Source organism: Parahoeflea halophila (genome assembly GCF_900220985.1).
Lineage (GTDB): Bacteria > Pseudomonadota > Alphaproteobacteria > Rhizobiales > Rhizobiaceae > Hoeflea > Hoeflea halophila.
In genome coordinates, this window is the sequence record NZ_OCPC01000001.1 from 1,362,976 (window position 1) to 1,381,933 (window position 18,958).

15 protein-coding genes are annotated in these 18,958 nt (G+C 61.2%); 5 read left to right on the forward strand and 10 right to left on the reverse strand.

Annotated elements, in window-relative coordinates; all coding sequences use genetic code 11:
• Positions 1–55 precede the first annotated feature (55 nt).
• The 5 genes from CRO46_RS06420 to CRO46_RS06440 form a co-directional block, all read right to left on the reverse strand.
• Positions 56–1,051 carry a DctP family TRAP transporter solute-binding subunit gene (locus CRO46_RS06420; protein WP_097106053.1) on the reverse strand — a complete coding sequence of 332 codons (996 nt, stop codon included), beginning with the start codon at positions 1,049–1,051 and terminating at the stop codon, positions 56–58.
• A 296-nt stretch (positions 1,052–1,347) separates the two neighbouring features.
• On the reverse strand, positions 1,348–2,706 hold the full coding sequence (locus CRO46_RS06425) for a sigma-54-dependent transcriptional regulator (protein ID WP_244577780.1): 1,359 nt from the start codon (positions 2,704–2,706) through the stop codon (positions 1,348–1,350).
• Between the two features lie 66 nt (positions 2,707–2,772).
• The gene (locus CRO46_RS06430; protein ID WP_097106055.1) at positions 2,773–4,569 is read right to left on the reverse strand and encodes a sensor histidine kinase; all 1,797 of its coding nucleotides are present in this window, start codon (positions 4,567–4,569) and stop codon (positions 2,773–2,775) included.
• Positions 4,570–4,631: 62 nt separating this feature from the next.
• Positions 4,632–5,330, reverse strand: a complete 699-nt coding sequence (locus CRO46_RS06435; RefSeq protein WP_097106057.1) for a tellurite resistance TerB family protein — start codon at positions 5,328–5,330, stop codon at positions 4,632–4,634.
• 193 nt (positions 5,331–5,523) lie between these two features.
• A complete protein-coding gene (locus CRO46_RS06440) occupies positions 5,524–6,162 on the reverse strand; it encodes a 2-dehydro-3-deoxy-phosphogluconate aldolase (RefSeq protein ID WP_097106060.1) in 639 nt (212 codons plus the stop codon).
• 133 nt (positions 6,163–6,295) lie between these two features.
• On the opposite strand from CRO46_RS06440, the gene trhO reads away from it, so the two are divergent.
• From trhO to CRO46_RS06455, 3 genes are read left to right on the forward strand one after another with little or no spacing between them, the layout of a single operon-like run.
• Positions 6,296–7,231, forward strand: a complete 936-nt coding sequence (gene trhO / locus CRO46_RS06445) for an oxygen-dependent tRNA uridine(34) hydroxylase TrhO (RefSeq protein ID WP_210421482.1) — start codon at positions 6,296–6,298, stop codon at positions 7,229–7,231.
• Positions 7,228–8,472: an NAD(P)/FAD-dependent oxidoreductase gene (locus CRO46_RS06450; RefSeq protein ID WP_097106065.1), complete on the forward strand. Its 1,245-nt coding sequence runs from the start codon at positions 7,228–7,230 to the stop codon at positions 8,470–8,472. Before trhO ends, CRO46_RS06450 begins: the two co-directional genes overlap by 4 nt.
• A 21-nt stretch (positions 8,473–8,493) precedes the next feature.
• Positions 8,494–9,498 (forward strand): 4-hydroxyproline epimerase, encoded by a 1,005-nt coding sequence (locus CRO46_RS06455; RefSeq protein ID WP_097106067.1) that lies wholly within the window; start codon positions 8,494–8,496, stop codon positions 9,496–9,498.
• Between the two features lie 10 nt (positions 9,499–9,508).
• Here the strand turns inward: CRO46_RS06455 and CRO46_RS06460 are convergent, their stop codons facing one another.
• The 5 genes from CRO46_RS06460 to CRO46_RS06480 all read right to left on the reverse strand — a co-directional run bounded on the left by CRO46_RS06460 (position 9,509) and on the right by CRO46_RS06480 (position 15,691).
• Positions 9,509–10,870 (reverse strand): GH1 family beta-glucosidase, encoded by a 1,362-nt coding sequence (locus CRO46_RS06460; RefSeq protein WP_097106069.1) that lies wholly within the window; start codon positions 10,868–10,870, stop codon positions 9,509–9,511.
• A gap of 40 nt (positions 10,871–10,910) precedes the next feature.
• Positions 10,911–11,708 (reverse strand): 3-oxoadipate enol-lactonase, encoded by a 798-nt coding sequence (pcaD, locus tag CRO46_RS06465; RefSeq protein ID WP_097106071.1) that lies wholly within the window; start codon positions 11,706–11,708, stop codon positions 10,911–10,913.
• 147 nt (positions 11,709–11,855) lie between these two features.
• A complete protein-coding gene (gene xylA, locus CRO46_RS06470; RefSeq protein WP_097106074.1) occupies positions 11,856–13,169 on the reverse strand; it encodes a xylose isomerase in 1,314 nt (437 codons plus the stop codon).
• Positions 13,166–14,620: a xylulokinase gene (xylB, locus tag CRO46_RS06475; protein ID WP_097106075.1), complete on the reverse strand. Its 1,455-nt coding sequence runs from the start codon at positions 14,618–14,620 to the stop codon at positions 13,166–13,168. Before xylB ends, xylA begins: the two co-directional genes overlap by 4 nt.
• Positions 14,621–14,668: 48 nt before the next feature.
• Positions 14,669–15,691 carry a LacI family DNA-binding transcriptional regulator gene (locus CRO46_RS06480; RefSeq protein ID WP_097106077.1) on the reverse strand — a complete coding sequence of 341 codons (1,023 nt, stop codon included), beginning with the start codon at positions 15,689–15,691 and terminating at the stop codon, positions 14,669–14,671.
• 275 nt (positions 15,692–15,966) lie between these two features.
• Here CRO46_RS06480 and gltX point away from each other — a divergent pair, with 275 nt between their 5' ends.
• Positions 15,967–17,439 carry a glutamate--tRNA ligase gene (gene gltX / locus CRO46_RS06485; RefSeq protein ID WP_097106567.1) on the forward strand — a complete coding sequence of 491 codons (1,473 nt, stop codon included), beginning with the start codon at positions 15,967–15,969 and terminating at the stop codon, positions 17,437–17,439.
• A 4-nt stretch (positions 17,440–17,443) separates the two neighbouring features.
• Positions 17,444–18,940 (forward strand): lysine--tRNA ligase, encoded by a 1,497-nt coding sequence (gene lysS, locus CRO46_RS06490; RefSeq protein WP_097106080.1) that lies wholly within the window; start codon positions 17,444–17,446, stop codon positions 18,938–18,940.
• Positions 18,941–18,958: the final 18 nt, after the last annotated feature.

The window sequence follows — 18,958 nt, forward strand, 5'->3', positions numbered from 1 at the left end:
AACTATGAGCGGATCCGGAAGGTACCCCCGGATCCGCCGTGCAACATGGATCAGCCTAGTTCGAGGCTACTGCGGCGTCGATCAGATCGGTGCCGATATCGCCTTCGAACTTGGTCCAGACCGGCTTCATCACATCGACCCAGGCCTTGCGCTGCTCGGCGTCCAGTTCGCGGATGGTGCCGCCCGCATCGAGAATGTTCTGGCGGTTCTCGGCCTCCTTCGCGGCCACCGAGGCATTGGCTTCGATCGTCACTTCATTCGTGATCTTGAGGAACTGCTCGCGAAAATCCTCGTCGAGGCTGTTGAGCCATTCGGTCGAGGTCACAAGCAAATAGGCCAGCAGCTGGTGGTTGGTTTCAGTCACGCCGTCCTGCACTTCGAAGAACTTCTGCGTGTAGATGTTCGACCAGGAGTTTTCCTGACCGTCGACGACGCCGGTCTGCAGCGCGCCATAGACTTCCTTGAACGCCAGCTTCTGCGCCGAACCGCCCATCGCTTCGATCATTGCCACAGCAACGTCCGAGGTCTGAACACGGAACTTGAGGCCGTCAGCATCGGAGGGTGTCAGGAGCGGCTTGTTGGCCGAAAACTGCTTCAGGCCCGAAGACCAGTAGCCAAGACCGGTATAACCGACATCTTCCATCACGGTCAGCAGGCCCTTGCCGGCTTCCGACTGGGTGAAGCTGTCAACGGCCTTGAGGCTCGAGAACAGGAACGGCAGGTCAAACAGGCGGTACTTGAGCGTGTAGGCTTCGAACTTCGAAAGTGACGGTGCTGCCAGCTGGACATCACCCAGCAAAAGCGCTTCGAGAACCTTGTCGTCATCGAACAGCGTCGAGTTGGCGAACACTTCCATGCAGGCCTTGCCGTCCATTTCCGAGTTGACCCGCTCGGCCAGCAGCGTGGCGGCATCGCCCTTGGGGTGACCGGTCGCAGCCACGACGTGGCTGAACTTGATGACCATTTCGCCATCATCGCAATTGGCCGATGCGGCATTTGCGGTGAAAAGCAGGGCGGCGGCTGAAACGGCGCCAAGAAGTAGCTTCTTCATGAGATATCCTCCACTGGGGCAACATGCCCGGACTTTGTCAGGCGAAGCGCAAACCGGAGGACTGCGGAAAGGCCGGATTACCCCCCAAGCCTTGCCACCGACGTCCTCCCGTCCATCGCATTCGCCGCAACAGGAGCAATCCCCGTGCCAATTGATCAGAGTTGCCCTAGCTGGCCAGAATAGCTGAAAAACCACCCGAATGACACCGATCCGCGCCTGGACGGAGCCTTGCCGGATAACCGGTGGGCGTCAGGCAACCCGCTGGAGATGAGCAATGGGTCGTCTACGACCCACCGTTACTCCTTTTCGGAAGAGAGGCCCAACCGGCGCATTTTCTCATAAAGGCCCTTGCGCGAGATCCCGAGGCTCTCATAGGTCGGCTTCAGTGCACCGCCGTTGCGTTTGATCTCCGCTGCGATCACCGCCCGTTCAAAAGCATCCACGCGCTCGGACAGATGGCCGGTGCCGGTCTCAAGGCCCGCGCCTTGATCGGAGCCGAAGCCCGACCACATCCCCAGCACGAAGCGGTCGGCCACGTTGCGCAATTCCCGCACATTGCCGGGCCAGTCGTGTGCCAGCAGCCCCGCTTCGATCTGCGGGGTGACGTCCGGAATTTCCCGGCGGTAGCGGGCGCGGGCTTCGCGCGCCAAATGAAAGAACAGCAACGGAATGTCATCTCGGCGCTCGCGCAAGACCGGGATTTCCAGCGTGATCACGTTGAGCCGGTAATAGAGATCTGTCCGGAAGGAAGGATTGTTGATCAGGTCCGTCTTGGTCGCCGCCACGAAGCGGACGTCAAGCGCCACCTGGCGGTTCGATCCCAGCCGTTCGATCGACCGCCCCTCGATCGCCCGCAGCAGCTTGGCCTGCATGTCGATCGGCATCGATTCAATTTCGTCGAGAAAAACCGTGCCGCCATTGGCGTGCTCAAGCTTGCCGATCCTGAGTTTCTGCGCCCCGGTGAAGGCGCCAGCCTCATGGCCGAACAGTTCGGATTCGAAAATGTCGGCCGGCAGCGCCGCACAATTGATGGCGACAAAATTGCCCTTTGAGCGCGATCCGAAATCATGCAGCGCGCGGGCAACGACTTCCTTGCCGGTCCCGGTTTCGCCGGTAATGAGAACATCCGCATCGGTATCGGCCACCGCCGCGATCTGCGCCCTGAGCCGCTGGATTGCCGGGTTGCGGCCAACCAGTCTGGATGACAGATCGTCACTGCCTTCAAGCGCATTGCGCAGCAGGCGGTTTTCGAGCACCAGCCGGCGCTTCTCCAGCGCCCGCTCCACCACCGAAAACAGACGGTTTGCGGCAAACGGCTTCTCGATGAAATCATAGGCGCCGGCGCGCATCGCCTCCACCGCCATCTGGACATCGCCATGCCCGGTGATCAGCACAACGGGGAGCGTCGGATCGACGCCCAGGATGCGGCGCATCAGCGTCAGCCCATCCATGCCCGGCATGCGAATATCGGATACGATGACGCCGTAGAGGCTGCGCAGCGGCAGGTCGGCCACGTCTTCGGCGTCGGTGTGGCAGATCACGCTCAAGCCTTCAAGCTCCAGCGACTGCTTGAGTGCATGGCGAAGATCTGCGTCATCGTCGACCAGGTGGACCACCCGGTCCTGCGGCCTCAGCGCCGAAGAAGTGTCGTCCAAAAGCCGGTTTCCTTCCTGGGTATCACTGCACAGCCTGAAACCATGAAGCTGACGCCTTGTCCAGCATCATACCTCGGCCCCTTCCGATCTCGGCGCAGTTTCTCCTGCGACCTGCGCATCGCCTGGCTCGGCAGCCTTGAGATTCACGGTAAAGCAGGCGCCACCCGTGGCACGGTTCGAGACCGTGATCGTACCGCCAAAATCCCGGATGATATTGTCGACGATGGAGAGGCCTATCCCGATGCCGTCCCCCACCCCCTTGGTGGTGAAAAAGGGCTCGAACACTTTGGGTAGCAACTCGGGCTCGATTCCGGGACCGTTGTCAATGACAGTGACGACGACCCGGTCACCTTCCCGCCGCGCGTCGATCCCAATCTGCGCATCGGGCTGCCCCGACAAGGCATCGATGGCGTTGTTGACAAGATTGACAAACACCTGCCCGAGCCTGATCCGTCCCCCGACCACATGAAGCCCGGAAACGGCCTCGCCCACCGTGATCGAGGCAATGCCTGCAGCACGGGCTCGGGGACGTGCCAGAAGCAGCGCCTCATCGACAACTGTGCCCAGCGGAACAGGTCCTATGGTGGCCCCGGGCTTGCGAGAAAATGACAGCAGGGTCCGCGACAGTTCCGCCATCCGATCCACCAGGCCGTTGATCCGAGCCAGGTTTCCCGACACCTCCGAAGAGGCTCCGCGATCAAGGAAACGGAGTGCATTGTCGGAATAGGTCCGGATTGCCGCCAGCGGCTGATTGTACTCGTGGCTCAACGCCGTCGACATCTGTCCCAGCGCCGCAAGCTTGGCGGTCTGGACCAGCTCGTCCTGCGTCTTGCGCAAGCGGTCTTCCGCTTCGCGGCGAACCTCGACTTCCTGGCTCAGAGACTGGTTGGTGATCGAAAGCGCCCGCGTCCGGTCCCTGACGACGCGTTCGAGACGCAGAGCCGTCGCCCGGTCGGAGCGCGCGCGGATGACGGCCTCTTCATTGCGGCGAAGTACGACGAAGGCAATCACGCCCAGCAGCAAGGCAGCCAGCGAGGCAGTCGCCGCAGCATTGAGCCGTGCCGCCGCTACCGGAGCCGGGTCTGCCAGAACGTGCAAATCCCACTCCAGGACCGGCAAACGCCGCACGAGGTCGATCCGCTCTTCGAAGCGGCCATTGATCAGAAAACGATCGACATCCCCAGGCTGATGCAGTTGAGAAATCGGATTGAGCCGCCAGTCCGGATCATTGGCCAGAAAAACCGTACCCGTCTTGTCGGTGACAAAGATCCGGCGCGCCGACAGGGCCCAAGCCACCTCGACCCGGTAAAAATCCACGTAGACGATAACGACACCCACAAATTTGCCTTCGCGGCGCACGCCCGAGGAAAACGCATAGGTTCGCTCACCTTGGCTGTTTGACAGTGCCGCGCGTCCGAGCCGGCCTTGCAAAGCGACTTCGATCAGCTCGGGCAATCCTTCGGCACGGTCGGCAAATGAGCCACGCGCATTTGCCAGCAGTTCTCCGTCCGGAAAGAAGAACGCGACGTCCCTCGCCGCCGACATGCCGCTGATGGCCTCCGCCGTCCGGCGCGCATCGACAGATTGTGCATTTCCATCGACATCACGAACGAACAGGGCACGGATCGATGATTGCCGAGACAGCAACGGTGGCAGCAAACGGTATTTGTCGAGCACGCCCGACAGGATTTCGGTCTGCACCGAAAGGGTTTCGCCAGCCTTTTGCATCACATCCGACAGCGCACGCTGCTTGGCGGCACTGACCGACCACGCCACCACAACGGCCGAAAGGATAGCCCAGACGACAAACAGAGCGATTCTGGTCAGACGAAACTGTTTCTCGATGGCAACGCGTGACTGCATCGCCGGACTTTAGTTCCGTTCAACTCAAAAGGGAAAGATTTTGAGAACAGCCGACTTTGGCCTCAGACCTTGGCCGCAGCCACCGTAGCTTCGATGTGGTCCACCAGCGGGTCCGCTAGCCCCAATCGCCCTGCGAGCAGATCGAGGAAGCCCCGTTCCGCGCGGCTGTCCGGTTCAATTGCAAGCCGTGCGGCGGTGAACATCTCCACCTTCTGCGCCTCACTTGAAGCAGCGCGTATGATCGAGTCCATGTCGACGGGCTTCGACAGCTCGCCATCCAGGAATGCCACCGCGTCTGCGCCAAGTCCCGACAGGGCCAGCTTGTCGTGAATGCGCGCCCGCTCGACGTCGTCCACGTGGCCATCGGCGCGCGCTGCAGCAATCATCACCCGGATCAGGGCTAGCGCAAAGTCTGCGTTCACGGCTTCAGGTTCGGCCGAAAACTCGGAATCGGACGGCGGCGCAATCAGTTCCGCACCCTGCGTCCCACCTGTGTCATTCGGCGCCTTGCCGGCCTGGTAATTCTTCCAAGCCTGATAGCCGAGGCCCGCGATGGCAGCCATGCCCCCAAGCTTCAGCGCAGATCCGCCAATGGCGCGCCCGGTGCCGGTTCCCAGGAGCACGGCGACGATTGCGCCAGCAGCAAGCGGGTTGTCCTTGGCCATCTTCGTGGCTTGCCCGGCCTTGTCACGAATGGTGCCTTCAGTGCCCGGGATGCTGGAGCCGAGAAACTGGTCAAGCAGGGCTTTGGGATCAAACATGGTGACGGGGTCCTTGTCTTCGTGGAGCGGGGTCTTTCTGGTGCGGCCAACCGGTCAGGCCACTTCACGCTCGAGATAGGAAGCGAGACATCCACTTTCAAATGCCGCCCGGAAACATTTGCAACCGACCTGAGATCAACCGAGCACCATTGTCAGTTCATCTTCGCGCGCGATTCCTCGCCTGGCGACGGCATCAGGCCGCCAGGCGAGAGGCTTCGGTCGCAAGCCGGGTGATTCCATCCCAGTCGCCGGCTTCCACCAGCGCTTTCGGCGCTACCCAAGACCCGCCAACGCAAACCACATTCGGCAGCGACAGGTAATCGCGCGCATTGTCGGGAGTAATGCCACCAGTCGGGCAGAACTGCATGCCTGCCAGCGGCGAGGACAGGGACTTGAGATAGGCGGCACCTCCGGCCTGTTCGGCCGGGAAGAACTTGAGAACCTTGTAGCCCTCTTCCTTCAGCGACATCACTTCACTCGGGGTTGCGGCACCCGGCAAAAGCGGAACCGAGGATTTGCGCGCGACGTCGAGCAACTCAATCGTGGTGCCCGGCGAAACGATGAACTGCGATCCGGCCTCGACAGCCTGGTGAAACTGGCCCGCATTGAGCACGGTTCCCGCGCCCGGCACAGCGCCTTCCACCTTGTCGGCGACCGCCCGGATTGCCTGCAGCGCAACCGGTGTCCTCATGGTGATCTCGATTGCCTTGAGGCCGCCCGCCACAAGCGCCCGCGCCAGCGGCACGGCATGGGCCAGATCCTGAATGACAAGCACCGGCACCACCGGCTGCAGTTTGAGGATGGATGTGAGGGCTTCGGTTTTGTCGCCCATGGCGCTAGTCCTTTCGCGGCATCAACAGGAGCGCTCCGAATAGCCTTTCGGTCCGGCATTGTCCATGCTGCCCGGGCGCCCGCCCGGCACAGACCGATTGCCTGGAACGAACGAACGCGCTATGCCCGCAAGCATGAAGACACCTGCAAAAACACCTGCTCCGAACCAGCCCGTGGTTGTCGCTGCGCTCTATCATTTTGCCAAGCTTGCGGGGCATGAGGCACTGCAAGCGCCGCTGTCTCGATTGTGCGACGAACAGGGCGTCAGGGGCACCTTGCTGCTCGCCCGCGAAGGCATCAACGGAACCATCGCCGGCACCCGTGAAGCGATTGAAGCGGTGCTGGCCCATATTCGAACCATCCCCGGCCTTGAACCGCTGGAGCACAAGGAAAGCAGCGCCCACAAGATGCCCTTCCGGCGCATGAAGGTGCGCCTGAAAAAGGAAATCGTCACCATGGGCGTTCCCGACATCGACCCGCTCGAGGGCGTCGGCGCCTATGTCGAGCCGAAGGACTGGAACGCGTTGATCTCCGATCCCGAGACGGTGGTGATCGACACCCGCAATGATTACGAGGTCGGGATCGGCACCTTCAAGGGCGCCGTCAATCCCGAGACCCACACCTTCCGCGAGTTCCCCGGCTGGGTCGACGAAGCTGGTCTTACAGACAAGTCCCGGCCCATCGCCATGTTCTGCACCGGGGGCATCCGCTGCGAAAAGGCAACCGCGTTCATGCGCGCCAAGGGCTATGAAAACGTCTACCATCTCAAGGGCGGGATTCTCAAATACCTCGAGAATGTGCCGGAAGAGGAAAGCCTGTGGCAGGGATCCTGCTTTGTCTTTGACGAGCGTGTTGCCGTCACCCACGGTCTGCGCGAAAGCGATGAAATTCTCTGCCGCGCCTGCCGCAATCCGGTGACGCCGGAAGAGCAGGCCTCCGAATTGTACGAAGACGGTGTCTCCTGTCCGCATTGCTACGAGACCCGCAGCGAGGAGGACCGGGCCCGTTTCCGCATTCGTCACCAGCAGATGCTGGCCGCGCGCGCTGCCGCAGTTTCCGAGGAAGCATGAGCTCGAAAAGCGTCATCATTGTTGGCGGGGGTGTGGTCGGCATCGCCACGGCGGCGCTGCTCAGCGAAGCCGGCCATTCGGTTACAGTGATCGACCGCTCGGGCCTGGCCCAGGAGACCAGCAAGGGCAATGCTGCGGCACTGGCATTTTCCGACATCATGCCGCTGGCCTCGCCGAAGATTTTACTTCGGGCGCCGAAATGGTTGCTCGACCCGCTTGGACCACTCTCGATCCGCCCGTCCTATTTGCCGAAACTGGCACCGTGGCTGTGGCAGTTCGCAAAAGCCAGCCTGCCATCCCGGCAGCAGGCCTCGATCAGCATGCAAACCGCGCTGATGCGCCTTGCCGAACACGAAATGATGGCGCTGGTCGACCGCGCAGGCATTGCCGGCATGGTGCGCCATGACGGCTCGCTGGAGCTCTATGAAAGCGAGGCCGAGCTCAGGAGCACGGAACATGGCTGGCAGCAGCGTGAGCAGGCCGGCATCGCCTTCGAGCATGTCCGTGGCAACCGGTTGGCGGAGTTGCAACCCGGGCTGTCTCCCCGTTTCGTCGCTGGCACCTTCGTGCCCGGCTGGAAAACCGTCTCCGAGCCGCAGACGTTCGCACAGGCACTCTGGGCCCACGCGGAACGCTGCGGCGCGAGGTTCGAGAAAGCCGAAGTCGCCGGGCTGGAACGCAGTGAAAGCGGCCCCTCCGCAAGGCTCGCTGATGGCACCAGACGCCACGCCGATCGGATTGTCGTCTGCACCGGATCCTGGTCGACCCGGCTGATCAATCCTGTCACCCGGCTCAAGATCCCACTCGACACCGAGCGCGGCTACAACACCACCTTGCCCGCTGGCGCCTTCGATCTCAAGCGCCAGCTGATCTTCGGCCAGCACGGCTTTGTCATGACACCGCTGGAAACAGGTGTCCGGGTTGGCGGCGCGGTCGAACTCGGCGGGCTCGATCTGCCACCCAATTTTGCCCGCTCGAAAGCCATGCTCGACAAGGCCGCAAGCTTCCTGCCCGGACTGAAAACCACCGGCGGCGTTGAGTGGATGGGCTTCCGTCCTTCGCTGCCCGACACCTTGCCCGTGGTCGGCACCCTGCCCGAAGACCCCTCCATCCTGCTGGCTTTTGGCAATGGCCATCTCGGGCTCACACAGTCGGCAGCAATGGGACGCCTGATCACCGATCTCGTAAGCGGCCGTACTCCGGGTATTGACATTCAGGCCTGCCGACCCGACCGTTTCTAACCCCTTTTCAACGAGTACCCCATGGCGCGCAATCGCTTCTTCTGCATCGACGGCCACACCTGCGGCAACCCGGTCCGCGTTGTCACGGGTGGTGGTCCGCAGCTTGAAGGCGCAACCATGCTCGAGCGCCGCGCCCATTTCCTAGCTGAATATGACTGGATCCGTACCGGGCTGATGTTCGAGCCGCGCGGCCATGACATGATGTCCGGCACCATACTCTACCCCTCGACGCGGGATGATTGCGACATCGCGTTCCTGTTCATCGAGACCTCGGGCTGCCTGCCGATGTGCGGCCATGGCACCATCGGCACCGTAACGATGGCGATCGAGAACGGGCTGGTCAGCCCCCGCGACCCCGGCACGCTCGCGATAGATACCCCCGCCGGCCGCATCGTCGCGCAGTATCAAATGAAGGGCCGCAAGGTCACCGAAGTGCGGCTGACAAATGTTCCGGCCTTCCTGCACTCAACCGGCATCAGGACCCATTGCGACGGCCTCGGCGAGATCACCGTTGATGTTGCCTATGGCGGGAATTTCTACGCCGTTGTCGACGCACAGGAAAACTTCTCCGACATGGCGGATTTCTCCGCTGCCGATCTGGTGCGCATGAGCCCGGTCCTGCGAGCGCGCCTCAACAGCGAGCATGAATTCGTTCATCCCGAGAAGCCTGACATCCGCGGTCTGAGCCACATCCTCTGGACCGGTGTTCCGACCACGGCGGAAGCCCATGCCCGCAATGCCGTGTTTTATGGCGACAAGGCGATCGACCGCTCACCCTGCGGCACCGGCACCTCGGCCCGCATGGCCCAATGGGCCGCCAAGGGTAAACTCACACCGGGTGATGACTTCGTCCACGAGAGCATCATCGGTTCGTTGTTTCACGGCCGCGTCGAAGCTGCTACCGAGGTCGTGGGCAGACCCGCCATCATACCCTCGATCGCCGGCTGGGCGGTGGAAACCGGGCTGAACACCATCACCATCGACGACGAGGAAGACCCCTTCGCTCACGGTTTCGTGGTGCGGTGATCGGCCTGTCTCAGCCGGCCTTGTGCGCGGCGATCAGGGACGCATACCAGTGTCCCGACTGCTTGATGGTGCGCTGCTGCGTCTCATAGTCCACATGGACGATGCCGAACCGTTGCGAATAGCCTTCGGCCCACTCGAAATTATCCATAAGGCTCCAGGCGAAATAGCCCTTCAGCGGGTAGCTCTCCGAGACCAGATCGGCGGCAACAGCCAGATGAGTCGACAGATACTCCAGCCGCATCGTGTCGCTGACAGCGCCGTTTTCCACCCCGGTGTTATCAGCAGCCCCGTTCTCGGTGATGTAAAAGTCCGGGAGCGTGTAACGGCCATAGAGATCCTTGACGACATGAGAAAGCCCACGAGGATCGATCTCCCAGCCGATATCGGTTTTTTCCGGCCTGATAGCCGGCGCCGCGGCAACATGCGGAAACGCCGCTGATGCATCGTCGCGCACCCGCATCGGCGTGTAGTAATTGAGCCCCCAGAAGTCGAGCGGCTGGTGGATCGCCTCGAGATCGCCATCCTTGATATGACCGGCCAGATCCGGACATGCTTCAAGTACGGTGTCCGGATAGGCGCCGGCAAACAACGGCTCGAAGAATACGCCGTTGTGAAAATCACTGGCGCGCTCTGCCGCCTTTCGGTCCGCATCGCTGTCGCTCGCCGCCATCACGCTCATCGCGTTGAGAACAATGCCGACAGGCAGCTCGGGCCGCTCGGCCCTGATCGCCTGCACCGCGAGACCATGCGCTAGGTTTGTGACATGAAGGGCTGCCATCGCCGCCTGCATCGAACGCTCGCCCGGCGCATGCACGCCCATCAGATGGCCGAGATAGACCGAGCACCAGGGCTCGTTGAAGGTCACGACCGTGTCGATCCGGTCGCCAAGCCGCCGCGTCGCGATACCTACATAATTCGCGAAAGCCTCAGCCGTATCCCGGTCGGTCCACCCGCCGCGGCCCGCAAGTGCCAGCGGCAGGTCCCAATGGTAAAGCGTCGCAAACGCCTTGATGCCGCGCGCTTTCAGCCCATCGAGGAGGCGGTCGTAGAAATCGAACCCCTTCTCGTTGATCGCGCCGGTTCCATCAGGCAGGAGCCGCGGCCAGGCGATGGAAAAGCGGTAGGCCTCCATTCCCAGGTCCGCCATCATGTCGAGGTCGGCCTCCAACCTGTTGTAGTGGTCGCAGGCAACGTCACCAGTGTCGCCGCCCTTGACGCGTCCGGGCATGTGCGAAAACGCGTCCCAGATTGAAGGCTTTCGGCCATCGGCCTGCGCCGCGCCCTCGATCTGGTAGGAGGCGGTCGCCACGCCGAAAAGAAACTCTTCCGGAAAGCGGCGGGCGAGTGTCTGAGGCGAAGTGCTTGAGCTCATGGCGATCCATTGAAATTGATATTGCCGGGGTGGCCGGGTTTCAGTTTGTCGAAAGCCGCTCGATGAACGCCTTGATGGTTTCGCTGAGTTCGATCGGTTTTTCGATGCACGGCAGATGTGCCGCTCCGGGTATCTCCTGATACATCGCGCCCGGGATCAGCCGCGCCAGTTCCCCCACCAGTGCGGGCGGAGTAGAACCATCTTCGGTCCCGACCACGCAGATCGCTGGCATCACCAGCTTGGAACTTGTGTCGGTGAAATCAGTGTCGCGGATTGCGGCACAGGTGCCGACATAGCCCTCCACAGGCGTACGCTCGAGCATCAGCCGGTAGCCGGTGAATTCGGCGTTGTCGGCGCTGCGATACTCCTTGGTGAACCAGCGTTCCAGAATGGCGTCGGATAGTCCGGCAATACCCATCTCGTTGATTGCCGAAATGCGGGCATCCCACATTTCGGCCGTGCCGATCTTGTGGCCGGTGTCGCACAGGATCAGCGCGCGCACGAGGTCAGGCCGCTTGGCCGCCAGCCCTTGCGCGATCATCCCACCGACAGATAGTCCGCAAAGGATCACGTTCTTGGCTTGGTAATGCTCGATCAGCGCAATCAGATCATCGATATGATCGTCCATGGTGATTTCGGTGCCACCTGATTCCGACAGGCCATGACCGCGCTTGTCGTAGGCGATGATGGAATAGTCCCCGACCATCCGCACGATAACGTCACGCCAGATCCGGTAGTCCGTGCCCAGCGAATTGGCGAAAACGACCGTGGGCTTTTCAGGCGCAGCACCGATCACCTGATGATGGATGACGACACCGTTCAGGCGGGCAAATTGCATGGCGGACTTCCTTCCGGGATGATCTTTCAGATTGGAAGCCTGATTTACGCCAGCAACCACTGTCACGCAAACAAAAGACTGTTCGATAGGAACGGCGATTCGGCACATCGAACCGCCTTCCCAGGAGCAGAACCTGCTGGTCAGCCGTCAGACATAGCGGTTGACGATGTTCTCGAGATACTCCTGACGCCCGGATTTCGGCTGCGGGTTGATGCCGGCCATTGTGACATAGTCGGCGATGTCGGAAAGCGAATAGGTGCCGTCGAGCATCTTCTTCGCTTCAGCGCCGCCCCAGCCCTTGTAGCGATCTTCGACGAAGCTCGTCAGCACACCGTCCTCGACCATTTTGTGCGCTGCCTTCAAAGCCCGTGCGCAGGTATCCATACCGCCGATATGAGCGTAGAGCAGGTCTTCCGCATCAAGCGACTGACGCCGCAGCTTGGCATCGAAATTGGTGCCGCCGGTAGCAAAACCGCCGCCCTTCAGGATGGCGTAATAGGCCAGCGCCATTTCCGGCACATTGTTGGGAAACTGGTCCGTGTCCCAGCCCGACTGGTAGTCATTGCGGTTCATGTCGATGGAGCCGAAAATGCCCAGCGCCTGAGCCAGTTCGATCTCGTGCTCGAAGGAATGCCCGGCCAGGATCGCGTGTCCCTGCTCGATATTGACCTTGATCTCGTTTTCCAAGCCATGCCGTTTGAGGAACCCGTAGACCGTCGCCACGTCGTAATCATACTGGTGTTTGGTCGGCTCCTGCGGCTTCGGCTCGATCAGGATCGTGCCCTCGAAGCCAATCTTGTGCTTGTATTCGACCACCAGATTGAGGAAGCGGCCGAGCTGTTGGTCTTCACGCTTCAGATCGGTGTTGAGCAGCGTCTCGTAACCTTCGCGCCCGCCCCATAGCACGTAATTGGCGCCGCCGAGCTTCTGAGTAGCGTCCATGCAGGATTTCACCGTTGCGGCGGAGTAGGCAAATACGTCCGGGTCGGGATTGGTTGCAGCACCCGACATGAAGCGCCGGTTCGAAAACAGATTGGCCGTGCCCCACAACAACTTGGTGCCGGTGGCTTCCTGCTTGCCGGCGAAATAGTCGACGATCTCTTGAAGGTTGCGGGTGTTCTCGGCGAAGCTGGAGCCTTCCGGCCGGACATCGGCATCGTGGAAGCAGTAGAACGGCGCTCCCAGGATCGAGAACATCTCAAATGCCACGTCGGCCTTCAGCTTTGCCAGTTCCATCGAGTTCTGGGGATACCACGGCCGCTCGAAAGTCTGGCCGCCAAACGGGTCACCGCCTTCCCAGGCAAAGGAATGCCAGTAGGCGACGGCGAACCGCAGGTGATCTTCCATGCGCTTGCCGCCGATGATCTCGCCAGCATTGTAGTGGCGGAAAGCCATCGGATTGGTGCTGTCCGGGCCTTCATACTTGATTTTGGTGACATCTTTGAAAAATCCGGTGCTCATGACATGGCTCCTTTGAGTGCGGGATAAAGCGCGCGATAGGTGTGGTATGCCTCGTCAAAGGCACCTGTGAGGTCGCGATTGGGGTGAATGGTCGTTTCAGTTTTCGGCGCTGTGCAGATCGCTAACGGATCGGCGTTTTCGGCCGCGATCAGCCCGAGCCGGGCGGCACCGAATGCCGCGCCAAAATCGCCTCCCTCGGGAATATCGACCGGCAGGTCCAGCACGGTGGCAAGCGCTTCGAGCCAGTAATCCGATTTCGAACCACCTCCAATGGCGGTCACGCGTGTCAGCACCGTGCCGGTCTGGGCCAGAGCAGCCAGGCTGTCCCGAAAGGCAAAACAGACAGCTCCCAGCACCGCGCGGGTCAGTGCTGGCCGGTCGGATTCATGGCCAAGACCGGCGAAACCGCCGCGAATGGCTGCGTCGTTGTGCGGCGTGCGTTCGCCCGAGAGATAGGGCAGAAACACTTCCGGTCCCGGCGCCAACAATGTGTCGCCAAGCTCCGCGGTCAGCGCGGAGGGCTTAGTCGAGGTAATTCTCGACAGCCAGTTGAGCGAATCCGTTGCCGACAGGATCACACCCATCTGGTGCCATGTGCCGGGCAGCGCATGGCAAAACGCGTGTACCGCACTGTCGGGATTGGGCAAATAGCGGTTGTTGGCGGCAAACAGCACCCCTGAGGTGCCGAGCGAGGCAAAGGCATGCCCGTCGCCCACTGTCCCCATGCCGCAGGCCGACGCTGCATTGTCCCCCGCACCACCGGCAATCGGGATACCTGCAGGCAGGCCGAGTTCGGAGGCCACTTCCGCCCGCAAGGCGCCGGCCCGCTCGGTGCCTTCGACCAGCGCCGGCATCTGGCGCCGCTCCAGGCCGGTGGCAGACAGCAGACCATCGTCCCAGGCGCGCTTGCCGACATCGAGCCAGGAGGTTCCGGCAGAATCCGACATCTCGGAAATGGCATCACCGCTCAGCCAGAGCCGGAGGTAATCCTTCGGCAAGAGTACCTTTGCTACACGCGAAAATGCTTCCGGCTCGTCGGCGGCCATCCATTTCAGCTTCGGCGCGGTAAAACCCGGAAACACGATGTTGCCGGTCAGACGCCGGAATTGCGGATCGGCATCGAGCTCCGCTGCTTCTTCATAACTTCTCGTATCATTCCACAGGATACAGGGACGGATGACCTTGCCGTCCTTGTCGATCGTGGTTGCCCCATGCATGTGGCCCGACAGCCCGATGCCGCGCATTTTTGCCAGCTCCGAAGCGTGGGTGTTTGCCAGTTCGGCCAGAGCCTTCCGCGTTGCGGCAATCCAGCTGTCTGGATCATGTTCCGACCAGCCGTGATGCGGGCGTTCAACGGTGAGCGGCGCACTGGCGGAGCCCAGAATGCGTTGCGTGTCATCGATCAGCAGTGCTTTCAGCGATGACGTTCCGAGATCAAGTCCGAGATACATGGCGGCGGATCCTTTCGGGAAATGAGCGACTGCGCCCCGGCCAACGGCTCATGGCAGATTGTCCTTGAGAAAAATGTCGATACGGATGCGTTCCTGCGCTTTGAGCGGCATCAGGCCGTCGGCGCGCGCCTTCAACACCCGGATCGCGCTGCGCACCTCGTGCCCGCAATCCTGATTGATCACCGCATCGAACAGCCCTTCCGCGAGTCCCTTGCGGGAGACTTCGGTGACCTCGTGCACAACCACGGCGTACCGGCCCCTGTCCGCGTCGGCCAGGGCCTCGAGCAATCCGCGGTTGCCCGCGCCGAGATTGTAGATTGCAACGATATCCGGATTGGCTGCCATTGCCGTGTCGACCGCCTGGCGCACCCTCTCCGCGTCATCATTAGTTTCCACCGGGCCGACAATTTCAAGGCCGGTAACCTCGCTTGTGATGACCGCGGCAAAGCCTGAGGCGCGGTCAATATGGTCGGAGAGAGCCATGGAACCCGCCACGACCAGCACCTTGCCGGACCGCCCCGCGCAAAAGCGCCCGATCAGACCGGCCGCCGTGCGTCCGGCAGCCAGATTGTCAATTCCGCAAAAATGCGTTCGCCGCGAGCCCGGAAGGTCCGAGACCAGCGTTGCGACATGAATACCCTTGTCGACCAACCGGTCGACACCAGCGGAGACCTCAGGCGTATCCGTTGCAACCAGCGCCACGCCGGTGACTTTTGCGGCATCAACCTTATCAAGCACGGCGACAATGGCGGCGGGATCGAACGGCGGGACGGTTTCAATGGTGATTGATGTCCGCTCCGCCGGGGAGCGCTGCATCGCCGCACGAATCTCGGCCTCCAGCCCACGCATGAAACTGTTGGGGCCCTCAGGCACCACGAACACAAGCGGATAGACACGGCCTTTGGCAAGATTGGCAGCCGAGACGTCGCGCACATAGCCAAGCCTTGCAACTGCGGCCTCAACCTTGTCGACGGTTTGCTGACGCACGCCCGGGCGGCCATTGAGCACCCGGTCGACAGTCGCAAGACTGACCCCCGCCTCAGCCGCAATGTCATGTACTGTCGGTCGCACGATCTCCTCCTGCCGCGCCTTCTAGAGCAATTCCTGAGGTACGTAAATCAGAAACCAAGAGAGTGGCCGGAATTTGTCGATACCGCACCGTTCAACCGGCGATGCCCCTCACGGAACCCCTTGTACTTGACGCAACCGGCACAATATGGCCTAAGGCAGCGCCTGCCGGTCTCCGCCGCGCCTTGCCTGGCTGCAGCGAAACCGGACAGCGATCGCAGCCGGCCCAAGCCGCCGCGCGCACCAATCAACCGGACCTGAAAGCGGGCGAACACAAAATGGCCAACACTGCAACGCGGGTGCGCATCGCACCGTCTCCGACTGGCGAACCGCATGTCGGAACCGCCTATATCGCGCTGTTCAACTATCTTTTCGCAAAGAAGAGCGGTGGCGAGTTCATTCTGCGCATCGAAGACACCGATGCCGCGCGCTCGACGCCGGAATTTGAACAGAAGGTTCTCGACGCGCTCAAATGGTGCGGCCTGTCCTGGTCGGAAGGCCCCGACATCGGCGGCCCCTACGGCCCCTATCGCCAGAGCGAGCGCAAGGAGCTCTACGCGCCCTACGTCGAGAAGATCGTCGAGAACGGCCACGGCTTCCGATGCTTCTGCACGCCAGAGCGGCTCAACGAAATGCGCGCAGCCCAACGCGCCGCCGGGAAACCGCCGAAATATGACGGCCATTGTCTCAACCTCAAGGCCGAGGAAGTCAGCGCACGCATGGCAGCCGGCGAGCCCTCCGTGGTGCGGATGAAGATTCCGGCGGAAGGCTCCTGCAAATTCGTTGATGGTGTCTACGGCGAAGTTGAAATCCCCTGGGAAGCCGTCGACATGCAGGTCCTGCTCAAGGCTGACGGCATGCCGACCTACCATATGGCCAACGTGGTCGACGATCACCTGATGAAGATTACCCACGTGGCCCGCGGCGAGGAATGGCTCTCCTCGGTTCCGAAACATATTCTGATCTACCAGTATCTCGGGCTCGAGCCGCCGGTGTTCATGCACCTGTCGCTGATGCGCAATGCCGACAAGTCGAAGTTGTCGAAGCGCAAGAACCCGACCTCGATCTCGTACTACGCCGCACTCGGCTTCCTGCCCGAGGCACTGATGAACTTCCTCGGTCTGTTCTTCATCCAGATCGCCGAGGGCGAAGAACTGCAAACCATCGATCAACTGGTCGCCAATTTCGATCCGGAGAATCTGAACAAGGCCGGCGCGATCTTCGATCTGCAGAAGCTTGACTGGCTTAATGGCCGCTGGCTGCGGGAAAGCCTTTCCGAAGAAGAGTTCGTCTCCCGCGTTCTGGCATGGGCACAGGAAAACGGACGCTTTCGCGAAGGCATGAAACTGGCCCAGTCGCGTATCACCAAGCTGTCCGATCTGCCGGATCTGACCGGCTTCCTGCTCAAGGGTGACCTTGGTCTGACAGCAGACGACTTTTCCAGGATCAAGAAAGTCCCGCTCGAGGACGTTCTGATGATCCTCCAGACGGTTCAGCCGGATCTCGAGAAGATCTTCGAATGGAACGCCGAAAGCATCGAGGCCGAACTTCGCGCCATCGCCGAGCGCAGCGACATCAAGCTCAGAAACCTCCTCGCGCCGATGTTCATCGCCGTGTCCGGTTCATCGCGATCATTGCCGCTGTTTGATTCCATGTCCATTCTTGGCCGTTCGGTCGTGCGCCAGCGCCTCAAGCAGGCCGAACTCGCGGTCAAGGCCGGGGTCGAAGCAGCCAAAGCAAACAACGGGTAAGACAATGAACGACACAACATCTGAACCCGGCCTTTCGTCCGACGTCACCGAGGTGCGCGCCCAGAAGCTTGCCAAGTTGCGCGAGACCGTGGCGGAGGTCTATCCGGCGCATTTCCACCGCACCATGACCAACCGGGAACTCGCGGAAAAATATGCCGATATTGAGCCCGACACACTGACCGGGGACATCATCACCGTTGCAGGCCGCGTGTATTCCTCGCGCAATTCCGGCATGTTCATGGATATTCATGACGCCTCTGGCAAGGTGCAGATCTTCAGCCACAAGGACACGACGCCGCAGCAAGCCCGTGATCTTCTGCCGCTCATCGATATGGGTGACATCATCGGCGTGACCGGAGAAGTCCGCCGCACCAAGCGGGGCGAACTGACCGTCAACGCCCATGAAATTACCATGCTGACCAAGTCACTGCTGCCAATGCCGGAAAAGTGGCACGGCCTGTCAGACATCGAGCAGCGCTACCGCAAGCGCCATCTCGACATCCTGACCAATGAAGATTCCAAGCTCCGCTTCCAGCAGCGCTCGAAAATCATCTCCGGGATCCGCCGTTTCATGGAAGATGATGGCTTCATGGAAATCGAGACCCCGATGCTGCACTCGGTCTATGGCGGCGCCAGTGCAGAGCCATTCAAGACCCACCACAACACGCTCAAGCTCGACATGTATCTGCGCATCGCGCCGGAACTCTACCTCAAGCGGGCGCTGGTCTCGGGGCTCACCGACAAGGTATTCGAAATCAACCGCAACTTCCGTAATGAAGGTGTCTCCACCCGGCACAATCCCGAGTTTACCATGCTCGAGTGCTATTGGGCCTATGCCGACTATGAAGACATCATGGGTTTGGTTGAGCGCCTGTTCGAAAGCCTCGCCCTGTCGATCCATGGCAGCACCGAGATCACCTATGGCGACAAGCAATTGTCGTTCAAGGGGCCGTTCAAGCGGGTCGCGATGCCCGACGCGGTCAAGGAGGTGACCGGCATCGACTTCCGCGCGATTGCCACCGACGAGGAAGCCCGCTCCGCCGCAAAGGCCGCCGGCTTCGAGATCGAGGACGACTGGACCTGGGGAGAATGCCTGGCCTTCATCTTCGAGGAGAAGGTTGAAGCCACGCTGATCCAGCCTTCCCATGTCACCCACTTCCCGAAGGACATTTCGCCATTCGCCAAGGAAGTGCCTGGCGAACCGCGCCTGGTCGAACGCTTTGAAACCTATTGCAATGCCTGGGAACTGGGCAATGCATTCTCCGAGCTCAACGACCCCGAAGAGCAGCGCAAGCGCATGGTCGAACAGCTCGAGCAGGCCCACGCCCGCGGCGAGATGGAAAAGCAGCTTGATGAAGAGTTCCTCGATGCCATCGACCAGGGCATGCCGCCGGCTGGTGGCCTGGGTATAGGTGTCGACCGCCTGATCATGCTGCTGACCAATGCGCCGTCAATCCGCGACGTGATCCTGTTCCCGGCGCGCAAGACCCGCAGCGAATAGGCCGAAAACACCCAAGAT